Raw genomic sequence first — 26,027 nt, 5'->3', positions numbered from 1 at the left:
CCGCACCGCATCCGCGAGGACACCGCCCGAGCACCGAGCGCACGAGGACACCTGCCCAGATGCCTGCGAACGAGCCCCCGAAGCCGACCTCCGAGACACCCGGCGCCCCCCAGGCGCGCCCCACCACCGCGGCGGGCGTGCGCGACTGGCTGGTGACCGCCGTCGCCGAAGCCGCCGGGCTCGACCCGTCGGCCGTCGACCCGCACCGGCCCGTCGCCGAACTCGGCCTGGGCTCCCGTCAGTTGGTGGCACTGTCGGTGGAGTTGGCGGCGCTGACCGGCCGCACCCTGGACCCGTCCCTCGTCTACAACCACCCCACCATCGCCGCGATCGCCGCGGCGGTCCTCGACGACGGGCCGGCTGCGGCCGCCGGGGCGCCGCCCGGGCCCGAACGGCAGCCGGGCGGCGGCGACATCGCGATCCTCTCCATGGCCTGCCGCTACCCCGGCGGCGCCGACGACCCCGAGGCGCTGTGGCGGCTGCTGGAGGCCGGCCGCGACGCCGTCACCGAGGTGCCGCCCGGCCGTTGGGACACCGCCGGACTCCACGACCCCGACCCCGAGGCGGTCGGCACCGCCTACACCCTGCGCGGCGGCTACCTCGCCGCCATCGACCGCTTCGACGCGGCCTTCTTCGGCATCTCGCCCCGCGAGGCCGCCGCGATGGACCCGCAGCAGCGCCTGCTCCTGGCGACCGCATGGGAGACCGTCGAACGCGCCGGGATCGTCCCCGGCACCCTCGACGGCACCTCCACCGGCGTCTACGTCGGCCTGTACGACAGCGGCTACCTCGGCAGCGCGCCGCTCGACCGGCTCGACGGCCACGTGGGCACCGGCACGGCCCCCAGCGTCGCGTCCGGCCGGATCGCCTACACCCTCGGCCTCCAGGGCCCGGCCGTCACCGTGGACACCGCCTGCTCGTCCTCGCTGGTCGCCCTGCACCTGGCGGCCAGGGCGCTCGCGGCCGGCGAGTGCGACCTCGCGCTGGCCGGCGGCGCCACACTGCTGGTCACCCCGCGCGGCCACGTCGAGTTCAGCCGGCTGCGCGGCCTGTCGCCCACCGGGCGGTGCAGCCCGTTCGGCGCCGGCGCCGACGGCGTGGTGTGGGCCGAGGGCTGCGGCGTGGTGCTCCTCAAGCGGCTCCAGGACGCCCGCCGCGACGGCGACCGGGTGCTGGCGGTCGTCAAGGGCTCGGCGGTCAACCAGGACGGCCGCAGCCAGGGCCTGTCCGCGCCCAGCGGCCTTGCCCAGGAGCGGGTGGTGCGCGCCGCGCTGGCCGCCGCGGGGCTGCGCCCGGACGACCTGGACCACGTGGAGGCCCACGGCACCGGCACCGAACTGGGCGATCCCGTCGAGGGCCGCGCCCTGGCCGCCGTCTTCGGCCCCGGCCGACCGGCCCACCGGCCGCTGGCCGTCGGCTCGCTGAAGTCCAACATCGGCCACACCCAGGCCGCCGCGGGCATCGGCGGCGTCATCAAGACGGTGCTCGCCCTCGGCCACGAACGCCTACCCGCCTCGCTGCACGCCGAGACCCCCACCCCGCTCGTCGACTGGGAGGCGGGCGGGCTGCGGGTCCAGACCGCCGCCCGGCCGTGGCCGCGCGACGCCGACCGGGTGCGCCGGGCGGGTGTCAGCGCGTTCGGGATCAGCGGCACGAACGCGCACGTGGTGCTGGAGGAGCCGCCCGGGGAACTGGCCGGGCCCGCTGCGGCGGTCCCACCGCGGCACCCGGCGGGCGCGGTGCGGCGCGAAGCCCCCGCCGAGGCACCGGCGCCGCACCCCGGCCCCGCCGCCCCGCTGCTCTTCCCACTCTCCGCCCGCACCGAACCCGCCCTGCGCGGCCAGGCCGCCCGCCTGCTCGACCGCCTCACGGCCGCACCTGCGCCCGAACTGCCCGCGGTGGCCGCCGCACTGGCCCACCACCGCACGCACTTCGAGCACCGCGCCGTCATCCGCGCCGCCGACCACGACGGCCTGCGCACCGCGCTGCGCGCCCTCGCCGACGGCCGCCCCGGCCCCGCGGACCTCGTCGAAGGCCCCGGCCGCCGCGCGGCCGGGAAGGTCGCGTTCGTCTTCCCCGGCCAAGGCGCGCAGTGGCCGGGCATGGCCCGCGACCTGCTCGGCCGCGACCCGGTCTTCACCGACATGATCGACCGCTGCGACGCGGCGCTGCGCCCGTTCACCGGCTGGTCGGTGACGGCGGTGCTGCGCGGCGACGCCCACGCCCCGCCGCCGGACCGGGTGGACGTGGTCCAGCCCGTCCTGTTCGCCGTCATGGTCTCCCTCGCCGCGGTGTGGCGGGCCCGCGGCGTCCACCCGGACGCGGTGGTCGGGCACAGCCAGGGCGAGGTGGCCGCCGCCTGCGTCGCCGGTGCCCTCAGCCTCAACGACGCCGCCGCGGTCGTGGCCCTGCGCAGCCGCGCCCTGACCCGGCTGGCCGGCAGCGGCACCATGGCCGTCGTCGCCCTGCCCCGCGACGAGGTCGAGGCGCTGCTGCCCGCCTCGGGCGGCCGGGTGTCGGTCGCCGCCGTCAACAGCGGCCGCTCGACGGTGGTCTCGGGCGCGGCCGAACCCCTGCTGGACCTGCTCGCCGGGCTCGAACGCGAACAGGTCTTCGTCCGGCTGCTCGACGTCGACTACGCCTCCCACAGCGCCGGGGTCGAACCGGTCCGCGCCGAGATCCTCGACGAGTTGGACGGCGTCACCGCCGTACCCGCACCCGTCGCCTGGTACTCGACCGTCACAGGCGAGCCCGTCACCGCGGAACTCGACGCCGGGTACTGGTACACGAACCTGCGCGAACCCGTCCGCTTCGCACCGGCCGTGGCCCGCATGGCCGCCGACGGCTACCGCTGCTTCGTCGAGCTGAGCCCGCACCCCTCGCTGCTCACCGCGCTGCGCACGGTCGCCGAGGAGACCGGCCAGGACGACCTGACCGCCGTCGGGTCGCTGCGCCGCGACGAGGACGGCCCGGCCTGCCTGGACCTGGCGGCCGCCGAACTCCACGTCCACGGACGGCAGCTCGACTGGCGCCGCCTGGTGCCCGACGGCCCGTCGGCCGACCTGCCCACGTACGCCTGGGACGCGCGGCGGCACTGGACCGAACCGGACGCCGCCGGCGGGGCGACCGGCCTGCTCGACCGCGCCGCGCACCCGCTGCTCGGGGTCCAGCTCCAGTCGGCGGACGAGAGCCGCTGGACCTTCCGGTCCGAGTGGCAGGCGGCGACCGCCGACTGGCTGCCCGACCACGCCGTGTTCGGGCGGACGGTGGTGTCCGGCACGACCCTGGCGGAGCTGTGCCGCGCGGCCCTCGAGGTCGCCCGGCCCGCCGACCCGTGCGATGTCGAGGACCTGCTGCTGCTCGCGCCTCTCGTCCTCACCGACGGCGGCACCGTGGAGGTGTCGGTCGACGTCGTCACGGCGGGCGCGGAAACGGGTGCCGGCGCGGGTGCGGAAACGGGCGCGGGTGCGGCTGCGGCCGCGGAGATCACCGTGCACAGCCGGCCGCGCGGCGACGAGAGCGCCGGGTGGACGCTGCACGCCACCGCCGCGGCCACCACTGCCGCGGACCCCGCCGCCGCGGGGGCGCCCCCGGCGTGGCCGCAGGACGCCGCCACGGCCTGGGCCCCGGACGCGTACGAGGCGCTGGCCGACCGAGGGCTCGGCTACGGACCGGCGTTCCAAGGCGTGCGGGACGCGGTCGTCCTCGCCCCCGGCGAAGTGCTGGCCCGGCTGTCGCTGCCCGCCGCCGCGCACGCCACCGCCGACGCGTACCCCCTCCACCCGGCCCTGCTCGACGCCGCACTCCAGGCGACCTCCTGCCTCGACGCCGCCGGCGGCCGCGTCCTGCTGCCCGTCGCGGTGGGCCGCTGCGTCCTGCCGCCCGGCGGCGCGACCGAGCTGACGGCCCATGTGCGGCGCCTCGGCGACCCCCGTACCGACCCCGGCGCCGACGTCACCCTGGACGTGCACCTCTGGGACGCCGACGGGCTCCCCGCGGGGCGGCTGGAAGGCGTACGGCTGCGGGCCGCCGACCCGGACGACCTGCTCCGGGCCCCGGACAGCGCCCGGCACCTGTACGAGGTGGCGTGGACGCCCGCCACCGGCGGGACCTCCGCCCTGGCCGGCGGCACCTGGGCCGTTCGCGGCGACCCGGGCGACCCGGATGCCGCGGCGGCCGTACGGGCCCTGCAAGCGGCCGGCGCGGAGTTGACCGACGCGCGCGCGGACGTCCTTCTGCGCTGGTGGCCGCGCCCCCGGCCCGGTGCCGACGTGGCCTCCGCGGCCCACGCGGTGGCCGCCGCCGCGCTGCGCGAACTCCAGGAGCTGCTCGCCCTCCCGCGCGAGGAGGCCCCCGACCGCGTCGTCTGGGTCACCCGCGGGGCGGTGGCCGCCGCCGACGGCGACACCGTCCCGGACCTGCCGAACTCCCTGCTGTGGGGCCTGGCGCGCAGCGCACGCGCCGAACACCCCGACGTCACCCTCACCTTGCTCGACCTCGACACCCCGGCCGGCCTCATACCCGCGCTCGGCCACCCCGGCGAACCCGAACTCGCCGCCCGCGACGGCATACTGCTGACCCCGCGCCTGACCCGCGCGGCCGCTGGTCCATCCGCCGCGAAGGGCGGCGCGGCTTCGTCGGGTGTGCTCGCGGGAGGGGATGCCCGTGCCGCGGGCGAGGTCGGGGGCAACTCCCGGCAGGGCAGCGCGGGTTCGGTGGGTGGCGTTGCGGCTGGTGGTCCGCCGGCCGCGCGGGGGGACTTCGGTTCGCCGGGCGTGCCCGGGGCGGCGGGGGGCGGGTTCGACTTCGCGACGGGCGGCGGGGGGTCGGCGGCTGCGGGGGCGGCGGGTGCGCGCACCGTTGGGGATTCAGGTGGCGGCTTTCCCATGGACGGGGCCGTGCTGGTCACCGGTGGGTTGGGGGCCGTCGGGCGGAGGTTGGCGCGGCGGATGGCCGAACGCGGGGTGCCGCGGCTGGTGTTGACATCGCGGCGGGGCGGGGCGGACCCGCGTGCCGCGGGCATCGGGGCGGAACTCGCCGCGCTCGGTGCCGAGGTCGAGATCGTCGCGTGCGATGTCGCGGAGGCGGCGGACGTGGCGGAGGCGGTGCGGCGGGCCGGGCGCGGGGACCTGCCGCTGCGGGGGATCGTGCACTGCGCGGGGGTGCTGGCGGACGGGGTGGCCGCCGAGCTGACCGCGGAGCGCCTCGCGCGGGTGCTGCGTCCGAAGGTGGACGGCGCCGCCCATCTGCACCGGCTCACCGCTGAGTTGCCGTTGCGGCTGTTCCTGCTGGTGTCCTCAGCGGCCGGGGTGTTCGGCGCGCCGGGCCAGGCCAACTACGCGGCGGCGAACGTCTTCCTCGACCAGCTCGCCCACCACCGGCGGGCGTTGGGGCTTCCCGCCGCGTCGGTGTCGTTCGGCGCCTGGGCGGGGGAGGGGCTGGCCGCGCGGCACGCGGACCTGGCACGGATGGCCCGCCTCGGCCACCGCCCGCTGACGGCCGACCAGGGCTGCGAACTGGCCGAGCTGTCCCTGCGCGCAGGCGCCCCGCACCTCGTGGCCTCGGCGTTGGACCTGCCGCGGCTGCGCGCCGCCCAGGCCGGTGCGGCCGAGGACGCGGGCGCCCTGTGGCGCACCCTGCTGCCTCCGGCCCGCGCCGCGCGCCGCGGTGGCGACACCCTGGCCGCACGCCTCGCCCGGCTCCCCGAGGCCGACCGCGCCGAGCGCGTCCTCGCCCTGGTCCGGGAGGAGGCGACCCGCTCCCTCGGCCTCGGCCCGGGGCAGACCGTCCGCCCCGACCAGCCGCTGCGCGAACTCGGCATGGACTCGGTGACAGCACTGGAACTGCGCAACCGCATCAGCTCCCGGGTCGGCGCGCGCCTGCCCGCCACCCTCCTGTTCGACCACCCCACCCCGGCCCGCCTGGCCGGATACCTGCTGGCCCACCCGCTCGCGGCGGCCGCGCGCACCGCGGCGCCGCACGCCACCGCCCCGGCCGCCCCCGCCACCCCGGCACTCGCGGCTGACGAGCCCGTGGCCGTCGTCGCCATGGCCTGCCGCCTGCCCGGCGGCGTCAAGGACCCCGAGGGCCTGTGGCGGCTGGTCGCCGAGGGCCGGGACGCCGTGGGCCCCTTCCCGGCCGACCGCTGGGACGTGGCGTCCCTCTACGACCCCGACCCGGACGCCCTGGGCACGACCTACGCCCGCGAAGGCGGCTTCCTGGAGGACATCGCCTCCTTCGACGCGGGCTTCTTCGGGATCACCCCGAAGGAGGCGGCCGCGATGGACCCCCAGCAGCGCCTGCTGCTGGAGACCGCCTGGGAGGCGCTGGAGCGCGCCGGGATCGTCCCCGCCGAGCTCGCCGGCAGCTCCACCGGCGTGTACGTCGGCATGTTCGGCAGCGACTACCTGGCCGGCGCCCGCCTCGACCAGCTCGACGGCTACGTCGGCACCGGCGCCGCGCCGAGCGTCGCCTCGGGCCGGCTCGCCTACGCCCTCGGCCTCAACGGGCCCGCGCTGACCGTGGACACCGCCTGCTCGTCGTCGCTGGTCGCGGTGCACCTGGCGGCGCAGGCGCTGCGCGCCGGCGAGTGCGACCTCGCGCTCACCGGCGGCGTCACGCTGATGGTGACCCCGCAGACCTTCGTCGAGTTCAGCCGGCTGCGCGGCCTGTCGCCCACGGGCCGCTGCCGTTCCTTCGCGGACGCGGCCGACGGCGCGGTCTGGGCCGAGGGCGCGGGACTGGTCGTCCTCAAGCGCCTGCGCGACGCCCGCCGCGACGGCGACGAGGTCCTCGCGGTGCTGCGCGGCACCGCCGTCAACCAGGACGGCCGCAGCCAGGGCCTGTCCGCGCCCAACGGCCCCGCCCAGGAGCAGGTGGTCCGGCAGGCGCTGGCGCGGTCCGGGCTGGCGCCCGCGGACATCGACCACGTCGAGGCGCACGGCACCGGCACCACCCTCGGCGACCCGATCGAGGCGCACGCCCTCGCCGAGGTCTTCGGCGGTTCCCGGCCGCCCGGGCGCCCCCTGCACCTCGGCTCGCTGAAGTCCAACGTCGGCCACACGCAGGCCGCTTCGGGCGTCCTCGGGCTGATCAAGGTCGTCCAGTCGCTGCGCCACCGGACCCTCCCGCGCACCCTGCACGCCGATCCGCCCAGCCGCCACGTCGACTGGGACGGCAGCGGCCTGCGCCTGCTGCACGACGAGGTCGCCTGGCCGCAGGACACCGGCCGTACCCGGCGGGCCGGGGTGAGCGCCTTCGGGATCAGCGGCACCAACGCCCATGTGATCCTGGAGGAGGCCCCGTACGCCGCGCCCGCGGCTGGGGCCGAACCCGCCCCGGACCCACGGCTGTTCATGCTGTCCGGCCGCAGCGACGACGCGGTGCGCGCCCAGGCCGCGCGGCTGGCCGCGCACCTGCGCGACGGCGCGCCCGCCGCCCTGCCGGACATCGCCCACACCCTGGCCCGGCACCGCAGCCACTTCGAGTGGCGTGCCGCGCTGGTGGCGGCGGGCCGGGAGGAACTGCTCGCGGGGCTCGACGCGTTGGCGGACGGCCGCCGGCCCCTCGCGGCCCCGCGCGCGGAGCAGAACGGCAGGACGGCCTTCGTCCTCACCGGGCACGGCGGCCCCTGGCCACCGGCGGGCGTGGCGGAGGCGGCGGCCGGATCGGCGGCTTTCCGGGAGGAGTTGGCCCGCGTCGACGAGGCCGTCCGACGGCGCACCGGATGGTCGGTCCGCGACGTGCTCGCCGGGACCGGCGACGCCCCGAGCAGTCAGCGGACCGACGTCGTACAGCCGGTGCTGTTCGCCCTCGGTGCGGCGCAGGCAGCCGCGTGGCGGGGCTTGGGCGTCACCCCGGACGCCGTCGTCGGGCACAGCCTGGGCGAGGTCACCGCCGCTTACGTGGCCGGGGCCCTGACAGTGGACGACGCCGTGCGCGTGGTGACCGGCCGGGCCGCGGCCGCCGCGCCCCTGGTCGGCCAGGGCGGCATGCTCGCCGTCCGGCTGCCCCCCGCGCGCGTCGAGGACCTGCTCGCACCCTACGCGGGACGGCTGTTCGTCGCCGCCGTCAACAGCGCCGAGGCCGCCGCCGTTTCGGGCGAGGCCGCGGCCCTGGCCGCGCTGCGGCGGCAACTTGACGAACTGGGCACCCCGAACCGGCCGTTGGCCACGCCCTTCGCCTCACACACCCCCCTGATGGCATCGGCCCGCGGCGAGCTCCTCACCCGCCTCGGCGCCGTCCGGGGCGGGCCGGGCCGGCTCGCGATGTACTCGACGGTGCGCGCCGCACCCGTCGCCGGGGAGCAGTTGGACGCCGCGTACTGGTACGCCAACCTCGGCGAGCCCGTACGGTTCGCGGACACGATCCGCCGGATGCTCCACGACGGCTACCGCTCCTTCGTGGAGATCGGCCCGCGCCCCTCGCTCGGCGCCCCGATCGAGGAAGTGGCCGCCGAAGCCGGTATCGACGTGGCCGGTATCGCGCCGCCCTCCGCGGACGACGGCCCGCGCGGCCTGCTGCACCGGCTCGCGGAGCTGTACGGCGCCGGACACACCCCGGACTGGCGGGAGTTGTTCCCCGCCGGCCGCCGCGCCGACCTGCCCACCTACCCCTACGCCCGGGAACGCCACTGGCGGACCCCGGCCCGCACCGCCACCGGCGCGGGCCTGCTCGGCACCCACCTGGAGAGCAGCGACGCACCCGGCCGCCACCTCTTCCAGACCGACATCGACCTGGGCGACAGCCGCTTCGCCTACCTCGCGGACCACCGGGTCGGCGGCGAGATGTGGCTGCCGGCCGCCGCGTTCCTGGACATGGCGCTGGAGGCCGCCCACGCCGTGGGCGACCCCGGCGGCCCCGACGAGCGCGGCACCAGCCCGGCAGCGGGCCCGCTCCACCTCACCGGCGTCCGCTTCCACCGGCCGCTGCGCCTGGAGCCCGGCAGACCCGTACGCCTGCAACTCGTCCTGCACCCGGCCGCGGACGGCCACCGGGACTTCACCATCGCCTCGGCGCCCGCGGGCGGCGGCCCCGCGGTGTGGGAGCAGCACGTCACCGGGCGCGCCGCCCCCGGCGCCGGCGGCCAGCCGATCCCCGCGGCCGCCGGCCGCCTGGCCGACCTGCGCGAGGAGTGCACCGGGCACGCCGACCTGACCGCCGTGCGCGCCGCACTGAGCGCCCTGGGCATCGACCACGGCCCCGCCTTCCGCGCTCTGGAACAGGGCCGTTTCAGCGGCGGTGCGGCGCTCGGACGGCTGGCCCCGCGCCCCGCCGCCGGCCACCTGCTGCACCCCGCCGTCCTCGACGCCGCCTTCACCACCGCCGCCCTTCCCAGCGACGCGCCCGCGGGCCGGGCGTTCGTGCCCGCCGAAGTCGGCCGGCTGCACTTCACCGGCCGGCGCACCCCGCCCGCCTGGGCGACCTGCCGCCTGCGCTCCGCGGCCGGCGACACCGCGACGGCCGACCTGGCGGTCTACGACGAGGACGAGCACCTCGTGCTGTACGCCGAGGAGTTCCGGCTCGCCGCGCTCGCCCCGCGCTCCCCGCTCGACGCGGCCCTCTTCGAGACCCGCTGGCAGCCGCGCCCGGACGCGTCGGCCCAGCCCGCCGACGGCAGCTGGCTCCTGCTCGCCGACGGCACCGGCGTGGCCGCCGCGCTCGGTGAGAAGCTCGCCGCCGCCCGCGTCCCGCACGTGATCGCCCGCCGGGGCCCGCAGTTCGCCGCCGAGGGGCACGGCCGGTACGTCCTCGACCCGGCCGACCCCGGCCAGTGGGCACGGCTGCTCGACGAGGCGTACCCGGACCGGCCGCCCGCGCAGGTGGTCCAGCTGACGGCCCTCGACGCCCCGGCGATCGTCTCCGCGGCCACGGCCGAGGACACCGCCGGCCTGGCCTGCCTGACCACCCTGCACCTGGTGCGCGCGCTGGCCGGCCGCACCTGGCAGGGCGGGCCGCCGCGCCTGTTCGTGGTCGTCCGCGGCAGCCAGGCCGCCGGGGGCAGCACCCAGGTGACCCGTCCCGAGCAGGCGCTCGCCTGGGGCTTCGGGCTCGCGGTGGCGCAGGAGCACCCCGAGCTGTCGGCCACCCTGATCGACCTGCCGCCCGCCGGCGGCACCGACGCCCTGTGGACCCAGCTGCGGTGCGCCGACGGCGAACACCTCGTCGCGCTGCGCGAGACCGGCCGCCTGGTGCCCCGCCTGGCGCGTACCCGTCCCGACGACGGCGGCCACGGCCGGGTCGCGCCCGACGGGGTGTACCTGGTCACCGGCGGCCTCGGCGGCCTCGGCCGGGTCGTCGCCGAACGGCTGGCCGCGCGCGGCGCTCGCCACCTCGCCCTGCTCGGCCGCAGCGCCCCCGGCCCGGAGGCCGCCGCCTGGATCGGCGAACTCGCCGCGCGGGGCGTGCGCGTGCACCTGGTCCGCGCCGACGTAGCCGACCGGGACGGCCTCGGCGCCGCACTGGACGCCCTCCGGCGCGACGCCGGACCGGTCACGGGCATCGTGCACGCCGCCGGAGTCCTCGACGACGCCGTTCTGGAGAATCTGACCGGTCCGCGCGTCCTGCGCGTCCTCGCCCCCAAGGTGCTCGGCACCGCGCTGCTCACCGAACTGGTCCCCGAGGCACAGGACATCGTGCTGTTCGCCTCCGTGGCCGGGCTCCTCGGCTCGGCCGGCCAGAGCCCCTACGCGGCCGCCAACGCTTTCCTCGACGCCTGGGCCCACCACCTCGCCCTGGCCGGCCGCCGCGCCCTCAGCCTGGACTGGGGCGCCTGGACGGAGGTGGGCATGGCCGCGGGGACCGGCCCGGGCGCCGCCGGGGCGCACCGCTCCGGCCTGGCGGCCTTCACCGCGCAGGAGGGCGGCGAGCTGTTCGACCGGGTGCTGCCCACCGGACGGCGCCAACTCGCGCTCGCCGCCCTGGACCTGGAAGCCCTCGCCCTCGACCCGGACGCGGCCCGCACCCGCCCGCTGCTCGCCGACCTCGTCACCCTGCTGCCCGGCAACGGCAACGGCAACGGCGACGGTGACGGCTTGGCCCGGCGGGTGCTCACGGCGGCCACCGACACCGACCGCGCCGCACAACTGGAGACCTACGTACGGGCCCGCGTACGGGACGTCTCCGGCGGCGCGACGGCCCCCGGCGGCATCCCGGCGCACGCGTCCCTGACCGAACTCGGCCTGGACTCCCTGATGTTCGTCCGGCTGCGCACCGCCTTCTCCCGCGAGCTGGGCGTGGACCTCCCCACGGCCGCGGTGATGTCCGCCGCCGATGTCCGCGGCCTCGCCGAAGCCCTCGCCACGGCCCTGCGCGAACGGCCGTCCGCCGCACCCGGGACCACTGCCGAGGAACCCGGGCGCGCGACGCCCGAGCCGGAGGTTCCCGAGCACGAGGTGCGGCCGGCCACCCGCGACGTCGTCCGGCTGCTGCGCAGCGCCCGCCCGGGGATGCCCGGGGCGGCCCACGCCATCGGCCTGGCCGTGCGGCTGGCCGCACCGACCACCCGCGAGGTGCTCACGGGCATCCTCGAACGGCTCGCCGCGCGGCACGCGGCTCTGCGCACCGCGGTCGAGTCCGGCCCCGGCGGCGGCCGCCGACTGCGGGTGGACCGCCGTCCGGCGGGACCGCTCCTGCACGCGACGAGCGCGCCCCCCGACACCGGCGCCGGCCCCGACGCCGGTCCCAACGCCGGTCCCGACGCCGCCGCGTCGCTGCGCGCGCTGCTGGAACCGCCGTTCGACCTGGCAGCGACCCCGCTGTGGCGCTTCGCGCTGCACGACGGCGGACCGGACCGTGACCAACTCCTCGTCTTCGGCGCCCACCACGCCGTCAGCGACCTCCAGTCGCTGCTGCTGGTGGCCGCGGAGATCGACACCGAACTGTCCGGCACCCGGCTCGGCGACACCGTCACTAACCGCGACGCGGACCTGCTGGCCGCGGCCCAGCCGCAGCCGGCCGGCAGCACGGACGACCCGGGCGCCGCCGAGTGGCGCGCGCTCTTCCAGGGCAGCGCCCGCCTCGATCTGACCCTCGACCGGCCGCGCCCAGCGCGGCGCACCTACCGCGCGGGCAGCGTCACCGTGCAGATCCCCGACGGCCTCATGGACCGGGTGGCCGCGACCGCGAGCGGCCTCGCGGTCACCCCCGCCGCCTTCTGCCTCGGCGCCCTGACGGTGCTGCTGGCCCGGCTTCGGGAACGCGAGCGCTTCGTGCTGGCCGTGCCCGTCGACACCCGCGTTCACGCCGACGCCTACGGCGCGGTGGGCTTCTTCGGCGTGCCGGTGCCTTTTCCGGCGGAGGCGCGGGCGGGGGAGCGGGTCGAGGAGGTGCTGCGGCGCACCGGCGGCCGGCTGGAGCGGCTGCTCGCCAAGGGCGCGATGTTCTCCGACGTGCTGGCGACGCTCACCCGGCAGGGCCTGCACCGGCCGGACGCGCCGCTGGTCGAGGTGTACTTCAACTACGTCCGCTCCGGGGCGGGCCGGCTCACCGGCCTGGAGGTGCTCCCGGCCGGGACCGGCCACTCCGACCTCGACCTGATGGTCACCATGACCCCGGACGCGGGCCGCATACGGCTCGACCACAACCTCGACATCCTCGATGCGGCGTCCGCGGGGCGGCTCGGCGAGGAGTTCCTGCGGCTGCTCGCCGAAACGGCGGACGACCCGGCGGCGTCGGTCCGCGCGGCATCTTCGGCGCCGGCGGTGGACGCCGTGCCCGCGGCGGAACCCGATCCGGCGGTGGGTCTTGGATTGGCCGTTGCGCCCGATCCGGCGGTGGGCCTCGATCCGGCCGTGGAGCTTGAACCGTCCGTCGCACCCGATCCGGCGGTGGGCCTTGAACCGTCCGCCGCGCCCGATCCGGCCACCGCAGCCGTAGCCGCAACGGCGCCCGCCGCCGGGGGAGCCGGCGCCACCGCCCCGCCCACCCTCGCCCTCGCCGCCACCTTCGCCCTCGGCGACCTGCCCGCGATGCTGGCGGCCGCGACCGGTGGCGCCGACCCGCAGGGCCCGGCCCCGACCGTGACCGAAGCTCCCTACCACCAGGTGCTCGCGGCGCTGCGCGACCCGTCCGGCGTCTTCGCCGACCCCGCCGTGTCGATGGGCGCGGTGCTGTTGCGGGCCGCCGACCTCGAACGCTTCGGCCCGGTCGGCGACGACCTCCTCGCCGAACTGCGCACCGCCTACCCGGCCGCGCTGCGGTCCCTGGCCGAGCGCACCCGCACCCCCCTGGTCGTCGGCTTCCTGCCCGCCGCCCGCGACGACGACCGCCTGACCGGCTGGGAACGCGCCGTCGCCGCCGACCTCGCCGACGCGCCCGGCATCGCGGTCCTCGGCCCCGAGGAGTGGACCCGAGACCACGCCGTAGCCCTGCCCTTCGACGCCGCCACCGAGCGGCTGGCCCACCTGCCGTTCACCCCGCAGTTCCAGGCGGCGGTCGCACTGCGCCTGGCCGGCGTCGCCGCGGTGGCGCTGCGCCCCGCGCCGAAGGTGATCGCGGTGGACGGCGACGAGACGCTGTGGGGCGGGGTCGCCGGCGAGATCGGCCCGGCCGCGGTGGACCTGGGCGGCCCGCGCGCGGCGCTCGCCCGCCGGCTGCTGCGCTGGCGGGCGGCGGGCGTCCTGCTCGTCCTGGTCAGCAACAACGACGAGGACACCGTCCGCGCCGTCCTGGACCGCCCCGAAAGCCTGCTGCGCGCCGAGCACTTCAGCGCGCTGTCCACGGCCTGGGAGCCCAAGTCCCGGCGCCTGGCGGCCGTCGCCCGCACGCTGAACCTCGGTCTGGACAGCTTCCTCTTCCTCGACGACAACCCGGCCGAGATCGCCGCGATGCGCGCCGCCCGGCCGGAGGTGCTGTCGGTGACCTGCCCGCCCGCGGCCGGACTCGACCGGTTCCTGGACGTGCTGTGGCCGTTCGTGCCGCCGGCGGCCACCGCCGAGGACGCGCTGCGCGCGCGGTTCTACGCGCAGGAGCGGGAGCGCGACGCCGTACGTGAGCAGGAGGGCTTCGAGGAGTTCCTCGCCGGCCTGCGGCTGGCGGTGGACGTACGGGCCCTGACGGACACCGACGTCCCGCGGGCCGAGCAACTGGTGCACCGGACCAACCAGTTCACGCTGCGCGCCCGTTCGGCCGACGGCGGCGACGTGGCCCGGTGGCGGGCCCGCGGCGAGGTGTGGACGGCCGCGGCCCGCGACCGGTTCGGCGACTACGGCCAGATCGGCCTGGTCGCGGTGCGCGCGGACGGCGATGTGCTCGACGTCCTGGCCTGGGTGATGAGCTGCCGGGCGCTGGGCCGCGGCGTCGAGGAGCGGCTGCTGGCGTGGCTCGCCGACCGCGCGGAGGCGGCCGGCTGCACCAAGGTCCGCCTGACGGCCGAGCGCACGGCCCGCAACGCACCGGCCCGCCGCCTGCTCGCCGCGCTCGGCGGCGGCGACCCCGACGACGAGCACCTGACGGTCATGGCCACGCCGGAACACCTCCGGGGGTTCCGGTCGTGGCGACAGCGAGGAGAGGAGCGCACATCGTGAAGGGGACTCATGGCTGACGTGGACGACGCCGCCGCGGCGTACGCCCGGACCCGGGCCACTGCCGAGTCGATCGAACGCGGCGGCGGCAGCGGGCTGACCGTGTCCGACCTGCTGGCCAGGGTCAGGACGGCACCGCCCCCGCAGCCCGCCCCGCCGGAACCGGCCCCCGCCACCGGCCCGGGCCCCGCGCCCGCGGCCTCGGGCGGCACCGAACTCGACGCGCTGGCCGCGACGATCGCCGCCGCGGCCGGGCGCCGCCTGCCCGGCGGGCACCTCGCGCCGGACGCCGACTTCTTCGACGCGGGCGGGACGTCGGTCCACGCGGTGGAACTGGTCGCGGAGTTGGAGAGCACGCTCGGCGTCCGGTTCGACCTGGACGAGGTCTTCGCCGACGCCCGCCCGCTGAGCATCGCCCGGCGCCGGCTGGAGCACGCGGGCGCCGCGCCCGCGCCCGTACCCGCGCCCGTACCCGTTCCCGTCCGGGCCGCGTCCCCGCCCCCGGCGCCCGCCACCGCCCACGACCCGCGGACCGCCGCGCGCCCGGAGGACCTCGCCCAGATCCTGGCCGACCTCGCCCTCGCCGACCGCCTGCCGTTCACAGGGCCGCCCGAGCCGGTGCCGCCGCGCCGCATCCTGCTCACCGGCGCCACCGGCTTCCTCGGCGGCCACATGCTCCTGGACCTGCTGCGGCACAGCGACGCCCACGTCCACTGCCTGGTGCGGGCCGAGGACGAGGAGCAGGCCGCCGCCCGCCTCGGCGCGGCCCTCACCAGCTACCGGCTGCCCTGGTCCTCGGAGGTCCGCCGCCGCGTCAGCGTGCTGCCGGGCGACCTGCGCCGCCCGCGGCTGGGCCTGACCGGCGAGCGGTGGACCGCGCTCGCCGACGAGGTGGACGCGGTCGTCGGCGTGGGCGCGGCCGTGGACTTCCTGCGCGGCTACCCCTCGCTGCGCGGCAGCAACGTCCTGGGCACCCTGGCCCTGGCCGAGTTCGCGGCGGCCGGCCGGCCCAAACCGCTGCACCACGTCTCCTCCGTCGCGGTCTTCAACGAGGTCGGCATCACCGCCATGGGCGAGGACGACCCGCTGGCCCGTGTCGACCGCCTCGTGGCCGGCTACGACCAGTCGAAGTGGGCGGCGGAGGTGGCACTGCGGCGTGCCCGCGACCACGGCCTGGTCGTCACCGCGCTGCGCCCGGGCGGCATCGGCGGGCACACCAGGACCGGCGCCCACAACCCGCGCGACCTCAGCAGCGGCCTGCTCGCCGCCTTCAGCCGCTTCCGCACCGTCCCGGCCTTCCGCCACCTCAACGCGGCGCCCGTGGACTGGGTGAGCCGTACCGCGGTGGCGGTGGTGTGCGAGCCCGACGCGTGGGGCTACGACTACCACCTGACCGGCGTCCCCAACACGCTCGACGACGTCGTACGGGACATGGCGCTGGGCGGCATGCACGTGCGGGTGCAGGACTGGGACACCTGGCGGGCCGACGCCCTCGCGCGGCTGGCGGCCGACCCGGTCCCCGAACTGGACTTCCTCACCCGGCTGCTGCGCAGCCCCACCGCGCTCAGGCTGTGCGAGGCCACCCTCGAAGGCCCGGCGGCCACCGACGACCGCACCGCCGCGCTCGTCGCGGCACTCGGGCTGCCACCCGCCGCCCGGTACGACGCCCGGGCCCAGCTGAAGACGTTCGAGAAGCTCGCCGCCGACGGCCTGGCCCGGCTGCCGGATAGGGACGACCCGCCCTACCTGTGGTTCACCGAGCACGCCGAGGGCCGCGTCGGGCCGCCCGGCGGCCCCGCCGACACCCCCTGCTCGACCGAGCTGACCCTGTCGATCGCGAGCATGCACCAACTGGTCGCCGAGCGCCGGGTGGACGTGCGCGGCGAGCTGAACTGCCCGGCCCTGCACCCCGAGCCGGTCACGGTGACGCGCGGCGCCATCGTCGTACGCCCCGACGAGGGCATCCCCGAACAGCACGGCTCGCGGCACCCGTTGCTCGCCTACCGGCTGGAGCTGGCCGACGCCGGCGGCGGCCGCTGGTGGCTCACGGGCCGCAAGCACGCCCGGGCCCGCCGCGACGTGTGGCGGCAGACGCGGGCGCTGACCGTTGAGATCGGCCGCGCGGGCGAACCCGCGCTGCTCGCCGGCGAGATCGTCGTCCCCGCCGGCTCCTACGTCCGCGACCAGATCGACGGCATCCGGTTCGACCCGCGCTTGACCGCAGCCGAGCAGCGCGCTGCCAAGCTGGGCTGGCTGGGCTGGTTCGGCCTGGAGATGGGCCGCGGCCTGCTCGGCCCGTTCACCCGCGCCGCCGCCGAACTGCTCGACCTGCGCCGTACCACCACCCCCACGGAGCGCCGCCGATGACCTTCCGGACCAGGACGACCTCCCGCGCCGCCGCCGCTGCCCGGCCCGCGGTCCGCAGGGTCAGGAGCGCCGCCGCCCTGCGGCCGCTCCACCACCGCCTCGACCCCGCCCGGGTGGAGGAGATCCCCTTCCACACCGCCGACGGCGTCCGGCTGGGCCTGACCCGGGTGGACACCGGCGAGACCGGCCGCCCCGCGGTACTGCTGCTGCACGGGCACACCGCGTCCGCCGACATGTTCCTGCTGCCCGAGACCCGCAACCTCGTCGACGTCCTGCTCGACGAGGGCTACGAGCCCTGGCTGCTGGACTGGCGCGGCAGCTGCCGGCTGCCCTACAACGCGACCGGCCGCAGGTACACGTACGACGACGTCGCCCTGTACGACCTCCCCGAGGCCGTCCGCCGGGTCCGCGACCGGATCGGCGAGCGCCCGCTGTTCGTGGTCGCACACTGCATCGGCGCCCTCGCGCTGTCGCTGAGCATGACCGCCGGACTGGTGCCGGGGCTGGCCGGCGTGGTGTCCCAGGGCGTCTTCCTCACCCCGAAGCTCGCCGGCAGCACCTCGCTGCGGATGTCGGTCGGGTGGGAGCTGCTGAGGTCCCGGATCGACCACATCCCGGTGGACTTCCGCACGGTCGGGCTGTGGTCGAAGTACACGCCGCTGTTCGCGCTCGCCGGCCGCCGGGCGGACTGCCCGGACCCGACCTGCCAGATGCTGCACCACTCCGCCTGGGGGTCGGGAGCCTCGCTCTTCGTCCACGAGCACCTGGCCGACGCCACCCACGGCCGCCTCGCCGAACTCCTCGGCCCGGCGCCGCTGTGGATCGTGCCCCACCTGCGGCGCATCGCGCAGGCCCGTACGGTCGTGCGCTGGCACGACACCGACCACCGCTACCGGGCCCTGCCGCCCAACGCGCTGGACGCCGCCGCCCGCATCGACACGCCCGTCCTGCTGCTGGCCGGCAGTGACAACGGCCTGTGGCTGGACTCCCAGCGGCTGTGCCGCGACGTCCTGGCCCGGCGGCAGCCGCAACTGGACGTGGCGTACGTCGAGATCCCCGGCTACGGCCACCTGGACACCTTCATCGGCCGGGGGGCCGCGCTCGACGTGTTCGGGCACGTCGTCGACTTCCTCGGCGCACGGAGCTGAGGAGCCCGGCCCCCGCGCCCCCCGGCGACCGTGCCCCCGCGCCCCCCGCCCCCCCGCACCCGCCACCACGGCATCGAGAGAGGAAGCACCGTGACCGCACCAGCCGTCACCACGCCGCAGACCCCCGGCCGCAGGGGTCTGCCGCTGATCGGCGAGACCATTCCCTTCCTGCGCGACCAGCAGAAGTGGGCACGCGAACGCTACGACCGGTTCGGCCCGGTCTCCGAGGCACACCTCATCGGCCGCAGGTGGCATGTGCTGCTGGGGCCCGAGGCGCTCGACGTGGCGATCGTCGACCGGGACAAGGCGTTCGAGGCCGGACCGGCCTGGGGCTACATCAACGGTGCCTTCTTCCGCGGCGGACTGGCCTACCTCGACGCGGAGGCGCACTTCCGGCAGCGGCGCATCATGGGCGGCGCCTTCACCCGCACCCACCTGCTGTCCTACCTCGACGGGATCAACGAGACGATCGCCGAGCAGATCGACGGCTGGGCCGGGCAGCCGGAGACCAGGGTCTACCCGGCGATGAAGCAGCTCACCCTCGCCATCGCCTCGCGCACCTTCGCCGGCATCCGGCTCGGCGCCGACGCGGCGCGCGTCAACGACGCCTTCACCGACTGCCTGCGGGCCAGCACCGCGTTCGTCCGGCGCCCGGTCCCCGGGCTGAGCTGGTCGCGCGGGCTGCGCGCCCGCCGGGTCCTGGAGCAGACCCTGCGCGCGCAGATCCCGGCCCGGCGCGCGGAGCCGGGCGACGACTTCCTCAGCGTGCTGTGCGGCGCCCGGGACGACGAGGGCAACGTCTTCACCGACGACCAGGTCGTCTGCCACATGATCGCGCTGCTCCAGGCCGCCCACGACACGACGACGTCCACCGTCACGTCGATGATGTACCGGCTGGTCCAGCGGCCCGACTGGCAGGAGCGCTGCCGGGCCGAGAGCCGGGCCCTGGGCACCGCGGGCCTGACCTTCGACCAGCTCGACCGGCTGCCGAGCACCGACCTGGTCATGAAGGAGACGCTGCGGATCGACGCCCCGGTGCCGGCGCTGCCCCGGGTCGCGGTCGCCGACACCGAGGTGCTCGGCCACCGGCTGCCGCGCGGCTCCTTCGTGCTGGCACTGCCGCAGTTCACCCACCACATGCCCGAGTGGTGGGACGAGCCGGAGCGCTTCGACCCGCTGCGGTTCACCGCCGAGCGCCGCGAGGACAAGGTGCACAAGCAGGCGTGGTCGCCCTTCGGGGCGGGCCTGCACAAGTGCATCGGCCAGCACTTCGCCGGCATGCAGATCAAGGCGATCATGCACCAGGTGCTCAACCGCTTCGCCTGGTCGACGGACGAGGGCTACGAGGTGTCCTGGGACCGTACGACGGTGCCCCGGCCGAAGGACGGGCTGCGGGTGCGGCTGGTGGCGGCGGGCCGGCCGGGCACCGCTGCCGCCCCGGGCGCGGAGGGCACGGCGTGAGCGGGGCGGGCGGGGAACGCGTCCTGGTCACCGGCGTGACCGGGTTCGTCGCCGGACACTGCGCCAAGCACCTGCTCGACCGCGGCTACAGCGTCCGCGGCACCGTGCGCAGCCTGGCGGACCCGGCGACGGAGACCCTGGAGAAGGCGCTCGCGCCCAGCGCCGGCGGCCGGCTGGAACTGGTGGAGGCCGACCTCACCGACGACAAGGGCTGGGCCGCGGCGGTCGCGGGCTGCGCCTATGTGCAGCACGTGGCGTCGCCCTTCCCGGCCAGCATCCCCGCGCACGTGGACGACCTGCTCGCCGCCGCCGTCGACGGCACCCGCGGGGTGCTCACGGCCTGCGCGCGGGACGGCGGCGTGCGCCGGGTGGTGCTGACGTCCTCCGCGGCGGCGGTCATCTTCGGCCACGCCACCCGCTCCGACCAGCGGCTGGACGAGACGGTGTGGTCGAACCCGGACGGCTGCGACGCCTACCAGAAGAGCAAGACGCTCGCCGAGCGCGCGGCCTGGGACCTGGTGGAGGCGCTGCCGCCCGAGCAGCGGTTCGACCTCGTCGCGGTGAACCCCGGGATGGTGATCGGGCCGCTGCTGACCCCGCGGGTCAACACGACGATGGAGGTGCTTGGGCGGCTGCTGCGGCGCGAGGTGCCGGCGTCGCCGCGGATGGCGTTCGCCGTCACCGACGTACGGGACGTCGCCGCCGCGCACCGCCTGGCCATGGAGTCCCCGGCGGCGCCCGGCAACCGCTACCTGTGCGCCGGCGAGAACCTGTGGATGCGGGACATCGCGCGGGTGCTCGCCACCCGTTACGCCAAGGTCCCCACCGGGCAGCTGCCGGACTTCGTCGTGCGGGCCGCGGGCCTGTTCGACCCCGCCGTCCGCCTCGCCGCCACCTACCTCGGCCCCCTGGAACGCACCACGTCAAACAAGGCGTTCCGCGAACTGGGCTGGACCCGCCGCGACCCGGCGGCCACCATACTGGACGCCGCGGAGAGCCTGATCGCCTTCGGCCTGGCCCCCGACCGGCGCAAGGTCCGCGCCTGACCTGCCGGGCCGGCCGCGCCCGCCCGCCGCGGGGTCACACCCAGCCGCGGCGGGCGGCCGCCAGGGCGGCCTGGAAGCGAGTGGTCGCGCCGAGCGCGGTCATCAGGTCATGGACCCGGCGCTGCGTGGTGCGCGTGCTCCAGCCCTGCGTCCGGGCGATCGCCGCGTCCGTCAGCCCCGAGGCCAGCAGCATCAGCAGGGTGCGGGTCTCCTCGCCCGGCGCCGCCGACACCGCCGCGGCCTCGCCCGGGGTGGCGGCCTCGGCCGTACGTGAGACCGGCACCGTACGGGGGACCGGCACCGTACGCGAGACCGGTGCCGCACCCGATGCCGCGCCCGCACCCGAGGCCGCACCCGGGACCCCGGCCGCGGCGAGCGGCACCGCCCGGTCCCACTCCGCCTCGAACAGCGCCTCCAGCGCGGCCAGGATCGGCGACGGGTGCACCAGGTACGCCGCCGCGTGCCCGCCGGCCGACAGGCTGAAGGGTATGAGCGCGGCCACCGTGTCGCGTATCACCAGCTTCAGCGGCAACTCACCGCGCACCCGGGCCTGTTCGCCGGCCGCCACGCTCGGCAGGATGTCGTCGAGCAGCCGCCCGGGCCAGGCCACGGCGTCCCGCGAGTAGATCACGCGGTGCACCACGCCGACGCGCTGGCGCTGGAGCTGGTGCTGGAGGTTGCTGCCGGGACGGTCGATGTACGGCGGCAGGTCGAACGCGCGCACCTCGCGCTCGGCCTCGTTGATCAACCGGCCCGCGGCCGCGCTGATGTCCTCACGGCGGGTCAGCAACTCCACCGCGATGTCCGGGTCGTTGATCCGCAGCGCCTCGCGGTGCGTCTCGGCCAGCCGCTGCACCAGCGAGCGCGCCGCGTCCAACTGCCGCTGCCGGTCCTGGATCAGCGCGGTCACCGCGACGTCGGGCGGGGCGGCGGTGAAGCGCGGCGGCCGGCTCCCGGCGCGGGTGGCAAGGCCCTTGGCGACCAGCGCCCCCAGCGTCTTCGCGACCGCCGCGGTGCTCGCGCCGCAGGCGTGCGCCAACTCCGAGGCGCTGCACCGCGGCAGGCCGACGAGCACGGTGTAGACGCGCTCTGTTTCGCCACCGAGTCCCAGCACGTCAAGTTTCATGGTCTCCCCGCAGGTCGTCTGGCGGACCCCCGCCACCTGGCACAACCCGGCCAGCGTGAACATCTTGCGCATGATCGGCGCCGGTTGGCATCTTCCACCGCACAGGGCGCTTCCCCGCGGCGACGAGGCCGCCGAGGACGCGCCCGCCCACTTCCCTGTGCGCCCGCACCCGCACTCCCTTCGTCGGAAGGTGTTCCATGCGCCGCTCCACACCGCCCGGCAGGGCAAGAGGCCGCGCCCGTACCGCCGTGGTGGCGGTCCTCACGGCCGTCGCCACCGCCGCGGCCGTTCCGACAACGGTGTCAGCGGCGACGCCGCGGGCGCACGCGTTCTCCGCCCCGGCCGCGCCCGCCTCCGCGGCGGCGTCCGGCAACTCCCTGCCCACCGCCGCCGGTTCGCCGCTCGGCACCTCCTCCGCGCCCACCCCGCCCACCGCCCAGCGCCAAGGCGCCGTGCCCGGGCAGGTCCTGGTGACGCTCGACGCCGGCACCTCCGTGACCGGCGCCGCCGTGCCCGGCACCCGGATCGCCGCGCGCCGCCCCCTCACCAGCAACACCACGCTCGACGCGCAGCTGAAGGCCGCGGGCGCGCAGTCCCTGAGCCCGCTGCTGCCGGGCGTCTCGGCATCCGCGGCCGCGACGCTGACCGGCGCCGCCCGCGACCGGCTCGGCGCGAGCGCCCCCGACCTCGGCCGCACCTACGTGCTGCGGACCTCCACCCAGGACACGGCCGCCGTGGCCCGCCAGTTGGCGAAGAGCCCGGGCGTGGCCGCGGCCGAACCCGACCGCTACGTCAACACCATGAACACCGGCGCCCAGCGCCTGCCCGCGTCCGCCACCGCGCCCGCCACCGCGCACACCCCCGCCACGAAGGCGGCGCCGGGCACCGGCACTCAGGCCGCCGCCGCAGTGCCCGCCAACGCCACCCTCGCCGACTCCGCGCAGGCGTTCCTCAACGCGGGCGGCGTCGACGCGGTCGGCGCCTACGCGGTGCTGAAGGGGGAGTTCGGCCAGCAGCCCGGCACCGGCGAGACCATCACCAACGTGTCGGTGGGCGACCTCACCGACCAGTCGATGGCCGACGCCGGGGACACCTACGTCCAGGAGAACGGCCCGACCACCGTGCTCCGGAACGGCCAGCGCTACCTCGACCTGCCCTCGATGCCGCTGATCCCGGCGTACGTCGCGAAGGACGCCGGCGGCCTGGACGGCACGGCCGCCACCGAGCAGCAGGACGCCACCCTCGACGAGGTGATGCTCGACTTCGGCGTGATGGCGCCGCTGCCGCACGACCAGCAGCGCGCCTCGGCCACCGGCAGCGGCTACACCGACCTGCTCGGCATCGCCCCCGGCGCGAACTACCGGCTGGTGGTGCCCGAGCAGCCCACCACCGACCGGATCGCCGGCGCGCTGCTGGCGGCGGCCGACCAGACACCGCGGCCGGACGTGATCACCGCGAGCCTCGGCTTCGGCACCGACGCGCAGGGCCTGCCCGGCCGCTACCTGGAGGACGACCCGGTGATCCGCTCGGTCGTCGCGTCGATCGTGCAGCACGACCACATCGTGGTGACGATCTCCTCCAACGACGGCACCCGCCTCTACACCCCGGCCTCGGTCGGCCCGGACGGCGGCAGCACCCCGACCGACACCGCGACCGGCCGGGAGCAGCCGACCACCATCGACGACGACGCGCTGTCCACCACACCGACCCGCGTGCCCGACACCGGCGCCATCGCCGCCGGCGGCAGCACCCTGGACGACACGCTGGCCCAGGGCGCCGACGGCCCCGCCACCACCGCCGAGACCCGCCTCAGCGGCTTCGGCAGCTTCTCCTCCGGCTTCGGCACCCGGGTCGACCTGTCCGCGCCCAGCGACAACATCCTCGCCTTCTCCCACCCGGCCGGCGGCTCCGCCCAGGACGTCGACGTCTCGCTCAACGGCGGCACCTCCGCCTCCGCGCCCGAGATCGCCGCGGCCGCCGCCGTGGTGCTCCAGGCCGGGCGGCTCGGCGGCCGCGCGCTGACCCCGCAGCAGGTCCGCGACGTGCTGGAGCAGACCGGCCGCGCGGTGCCGACTCCGCCGCAGATCGACCGCACCCTGCACGTCGGCCCGCAGATCGACGTGACCGCCGCCGCCGAGCGCGCGCTCGGCGGCAAGGCACCCGCACACCCGGCGCTGGTCCGGGTCGCGGTCGCCCACCGCGTCACCCAGGGCGGCCTGGGCGGCGACTTCCTGGAGGGCACCGACCCCAACCGGATCGACCTGGACGACATGGCCGCGGGCGGCGACGGCGAGGGCCTGGCCGGCCCGGTCACCTTCGCCGGCGACGTCACCGGCCGGACCGGCCCCGGCACCTCCTACACCCTCACCGTCGGCAAAACCGTCTTCCGCTCCGCCACGCCCGCGATCCGCGTCACCCCGACCCGGCTGCTGGCCGCTGCCGGGCTGCCCGTGGCCGCCACCGCGGACCGCCAGGTCACCGTCACCTACGCGGTGGCCACCGGCGGCCACACCGTCGCCAGCGAGCGCCGTACCCTCACCGTCGGCACGAGCGACGGGCGTTACGCCGAGGCGGCCGCCCCCACCGCGCCCTCGGTCGTCGCCGCCGGGCAGGCGGTGAAGGTCTCCTACGACCTGACCGGCGTCGCGAAGACGTCCGACCCGCAACTGGTCGTGTCCACCGCGGGCCACTGGAACCCGCAGCTGGCCCCGCTGTTCACCGCCGCCTGGCACCAGGCGCTGACCGCGGACAAGGGCACCGTCACCATCCCCGCCGCCGCCTTCGCCTCCGGCGGCGGGATCTACGGCATCGGCGTGGTCCAGTACGGCTACGGCGGCAACCCCCAGCAGACCGGCTACGGCGAGTTCGCCCCGATCCGGGTGGCCGGCGCCACCGCCGCGCAGCGCCCCGGCGCGCCGCTGCTGTCCACCGCCGCCACCGCCCCCGGCCACAGCGCCGAACCCACCCGCGCCGCCCCCGGGTTCGACGTGCGCTACGACGTGCGCGCGGTGCCGGGCGCGCACAGCGCCGAGCTGGAGTTCTCCGCCCCCGGCCCCACCTCCTACGGTGCGCTGAACACGTTCACCAACGCCAACGGCACCGGCCTGGACGACGACGGCGTGGACGCCCCCTCCGCCGCTCACCGCGCGGTGCCGGGCGCCTCCGGCACCGCCCACCTGGACGCCGCCGCGCTCGGCCTGACCGGCTCCGACAGCTACGGGGTGCGGGTCCTGGCGCTGGACCGCTCCGGGCACGTCGTCGGCCAGGCGTCCGCGCTGTCCACGCTCGCCTTCGACGACGGCCTGGCCCCCGCCGGCTCCTCGGTGACCGGCTTCGCCGCCGACGGCGCCCACTCGGTGGCCGCGCTGGCCACCGCCGCCGGCGGCAGCGAGGTCCGGCACTACGCGACGGCCACCGGCCGCTACGGCGCCGCCTTCGCCGCCGACCCCGCGGCCGGCTCCGCCTACCAGGTGGTCGGCGCCACCGACGACCGCGCGCTGCTGGTGCACCGCACCGCCGACGGCGCGGTGCGGGTGGAGACGTGGAACACCGCGGCCGACACGCTCCTGGGCAGCACCGCGCTGACCACGGCCGACGGCGCCTACGTCACCGGCCGCGTGGACGCCGCCCACCGGCGCGGCGCCCTGCTGCTGCACGGCGCCGGCGGCGACCTCGTCCTGCCGGTCGACCTGGCCGACGGCACCGCGGCCGCCCCCATCCCCGCCGACCCGGCCGGGGTCTCCGCCGGGTCCTACGGGCTGCTGACCGTGGACCGCTCCACCGGCGCGGTGCTGCTCGCCCGCCAGGCCGGCGCGTTCAACTGCCTGGGCAGCGCCACCGTCGCCCGCGTCGACCTGACCGCACGCACGGTCACCGCGGACGGCAGCACCTCGGCGTGCAGCCACGGCATCGCCTCCGACGGCGCCGGCACCCTGTACAACCTGTCGGCCACCGAGATCAGCGTGAACATCGTGCCCACCGGCGTCATCTCCGGCATCGACGAGGCCACCGGCGCGAGCGCCGCCGTCGGCACCGACGGATCGGCGAGCGTACGCCTGGGCAAGCCGGCCTCCCTCGCGGTCGACGGCACCCACAAGATCGCCGTGGTCTCCTACGCCTCACCCGCGGGCACCGCGTACTTCGGCGCGGGCATGTACGTGCCGGACAACAACGCGACCGGGCAACTGGTCGTGGTGGACCTGGCCACCGGCAAGGTGCTGCGCACCGTCACCGGTGTCACGCTCGGCGGGCACTCCGCGCCGAACGACACGATCCAGCTCGACCCGGCCACCCGGACCGGCTGGACCTACGGGGCGTACGACGAGCAGATCCAGCAGTTCTCGTACTGACCCGGGGC

7 protein-coding genes are annotated in these 26,027 nt (G+C 77.0%); 6 read left to right on the top strand and 1 reads right to left on the bottom strand.

Annotated elements, in window-relative coordinates; genetic code table 11:
- Positions 1-59 precede the first annotated feature (59 nt).
- The 5 genes from AC3EVP_RS30560 to AC3EVP_RS30540 all read left to right on the top strand — a co-directional run bounded on the left by AC3EVP_RS30560 (position 60) and on the right by AC3EVP_RS30540 (position 20,544).
- A complete protein-coding gene (locus AC3EVP_RS30560) occupies positions 60-14,525 on the top strand; it encodes an SDR family NAD(P)-dependent oxidoreductase (protein WP_435135514.1) in 14,466 nt (4,821 codons plus the stop codon).
- A 9-nt stretch (positions 14,526-14,534) separates the two neighbouring features.
- Positions 14,535-16,889, top strand: coding sequence for a thioester reductase domain-containing protein (locus tag AC3EVP_RS30555; protein WP_435135512.1), 2,355 nt, complete (start codon positions 14,535-14,537; stop codon positions 16,887-16,889).
- Positions 16,886-18,037 carry an alpha/beta hydrolase gene (locus tag AC3EVP_RS30550; RefSeq protein ID WP_435135510.1) on the top strand — a complete coding sequence of 384 codons (1,152 nt, stop codon included), beginning with the start codon at positions 16,886-16,888 and terminating at the stop codon, positions 18,035-18,037. The genes AC3EVP_RS30555 and AC3EVP_RS30550 overlap by 4 nt, the downstream gene beginning before the upstream one ends.
- A gap of 90 nt (positions 18,038-18,127) precedes the next feature.
- Complete coding sequence (locus AC3EVP_RS30545; protein WP_435135508.1) at positions 18,128-19,498, top strand: cytochrome P450; 1,371 nt, start codon at positions 18,128-18,130, stop codon at positions 19,496-19,498.
- On the top strand, positions 19,495-20,544 hold the full coding sequence (locus tag AC3EVP_RS30540; protein WP_435135506.1) for an SDR family oxidoreductase: 1,050 nt from the start codon (positions 19,495-19,497) through the stop codon (positions 20,542-20,544). Before AC3EVP_RS30545 ends, AC3EVP_RS30540 begins: the two co-directional genes overlap by 4 nt.
- 34 nt (positions 20,545-20,578) lie before the next feature.
- On the opposite strand, the gene AC3EVP_RS30535 is transcribed toward AC3EVP_RS30540, so the two are convergent.
- A complete protein-coding gene (locus AC3EVP_RS30535; RefSeq protein ID WP_435135504.1) occupies positions 20,579-21,742 on the bottom strand; it encodes a helix-turn-helix domain-containing protein in 1,164 nt (387 codons plus the stop codon).
- 125 nt (positions 21,743-21,867) lie between these two features.
- On the opposite strand from AC3EVP_RS30535, the gene AC3EVP_RS30530 reads away from it, so the two are divergent.
- Positions 21,868-26,019, top strand: coding sequence for a hypothetical protein (locus tag AC3EVP_RS30530; protein ID WP_435135502.1), 4,152 nt, complete (start codon positions 21,868-21,870; stop codon positions 26,017-26,019).
- The last annotated feature ends 8 nt before the right edge of the window (positions 26,020-26,027 follow it).

The sequence above is a fragment of the Actinacidiphila sp. bgisy144 genome (assembly GCF_057708105.1).
The sequence above is the reverse complement of the archived record's forward strand: the minus strand, read 5'-3'. Positions and strand labels throughout refer to the sequence as shown.

Bases quoted from the DNA above. Each gene is read 5' to 3' on its own strand.
- AC3EVP_RS30555 (WP_435135512.1), top strand. From the start codon at position 14,535: ATGGCTGACGTGGACGACGCCGCCGCGGCGTACGCCCGGACCCGGGCC.
- AC3EVP_RS30550 (WP_435135510.1), top strand. From the start codon at position 16,886: ATGACCTTCCGGACCAGGACGACCTCCCGCGCCGCCGCCGCTGCCCGG.
- AC3EVP_RS30560 (WP_435135514.1), top strand. From the start codon at position 60: ATGCCTGCGAACGAGCCCCCGAAGCCGACCTCCGAGACACCCGGCGCC.
- AC3EVP_RS30535 (WP_435135504.1), bottom strand. From the start codon at position 21,742: ATGCGCAAGATGTTCACGCTGGCCGGGTTGTGCCAGGTGGCGGGGGTC.
- AC3EVP_RS30530 (WP_435135502.1), top strand. From the start codon at position 21,868: ATGCGCCGCTCCACACCGCCCGGCAGGGCAAGAGGCCGCGCCCGTACC.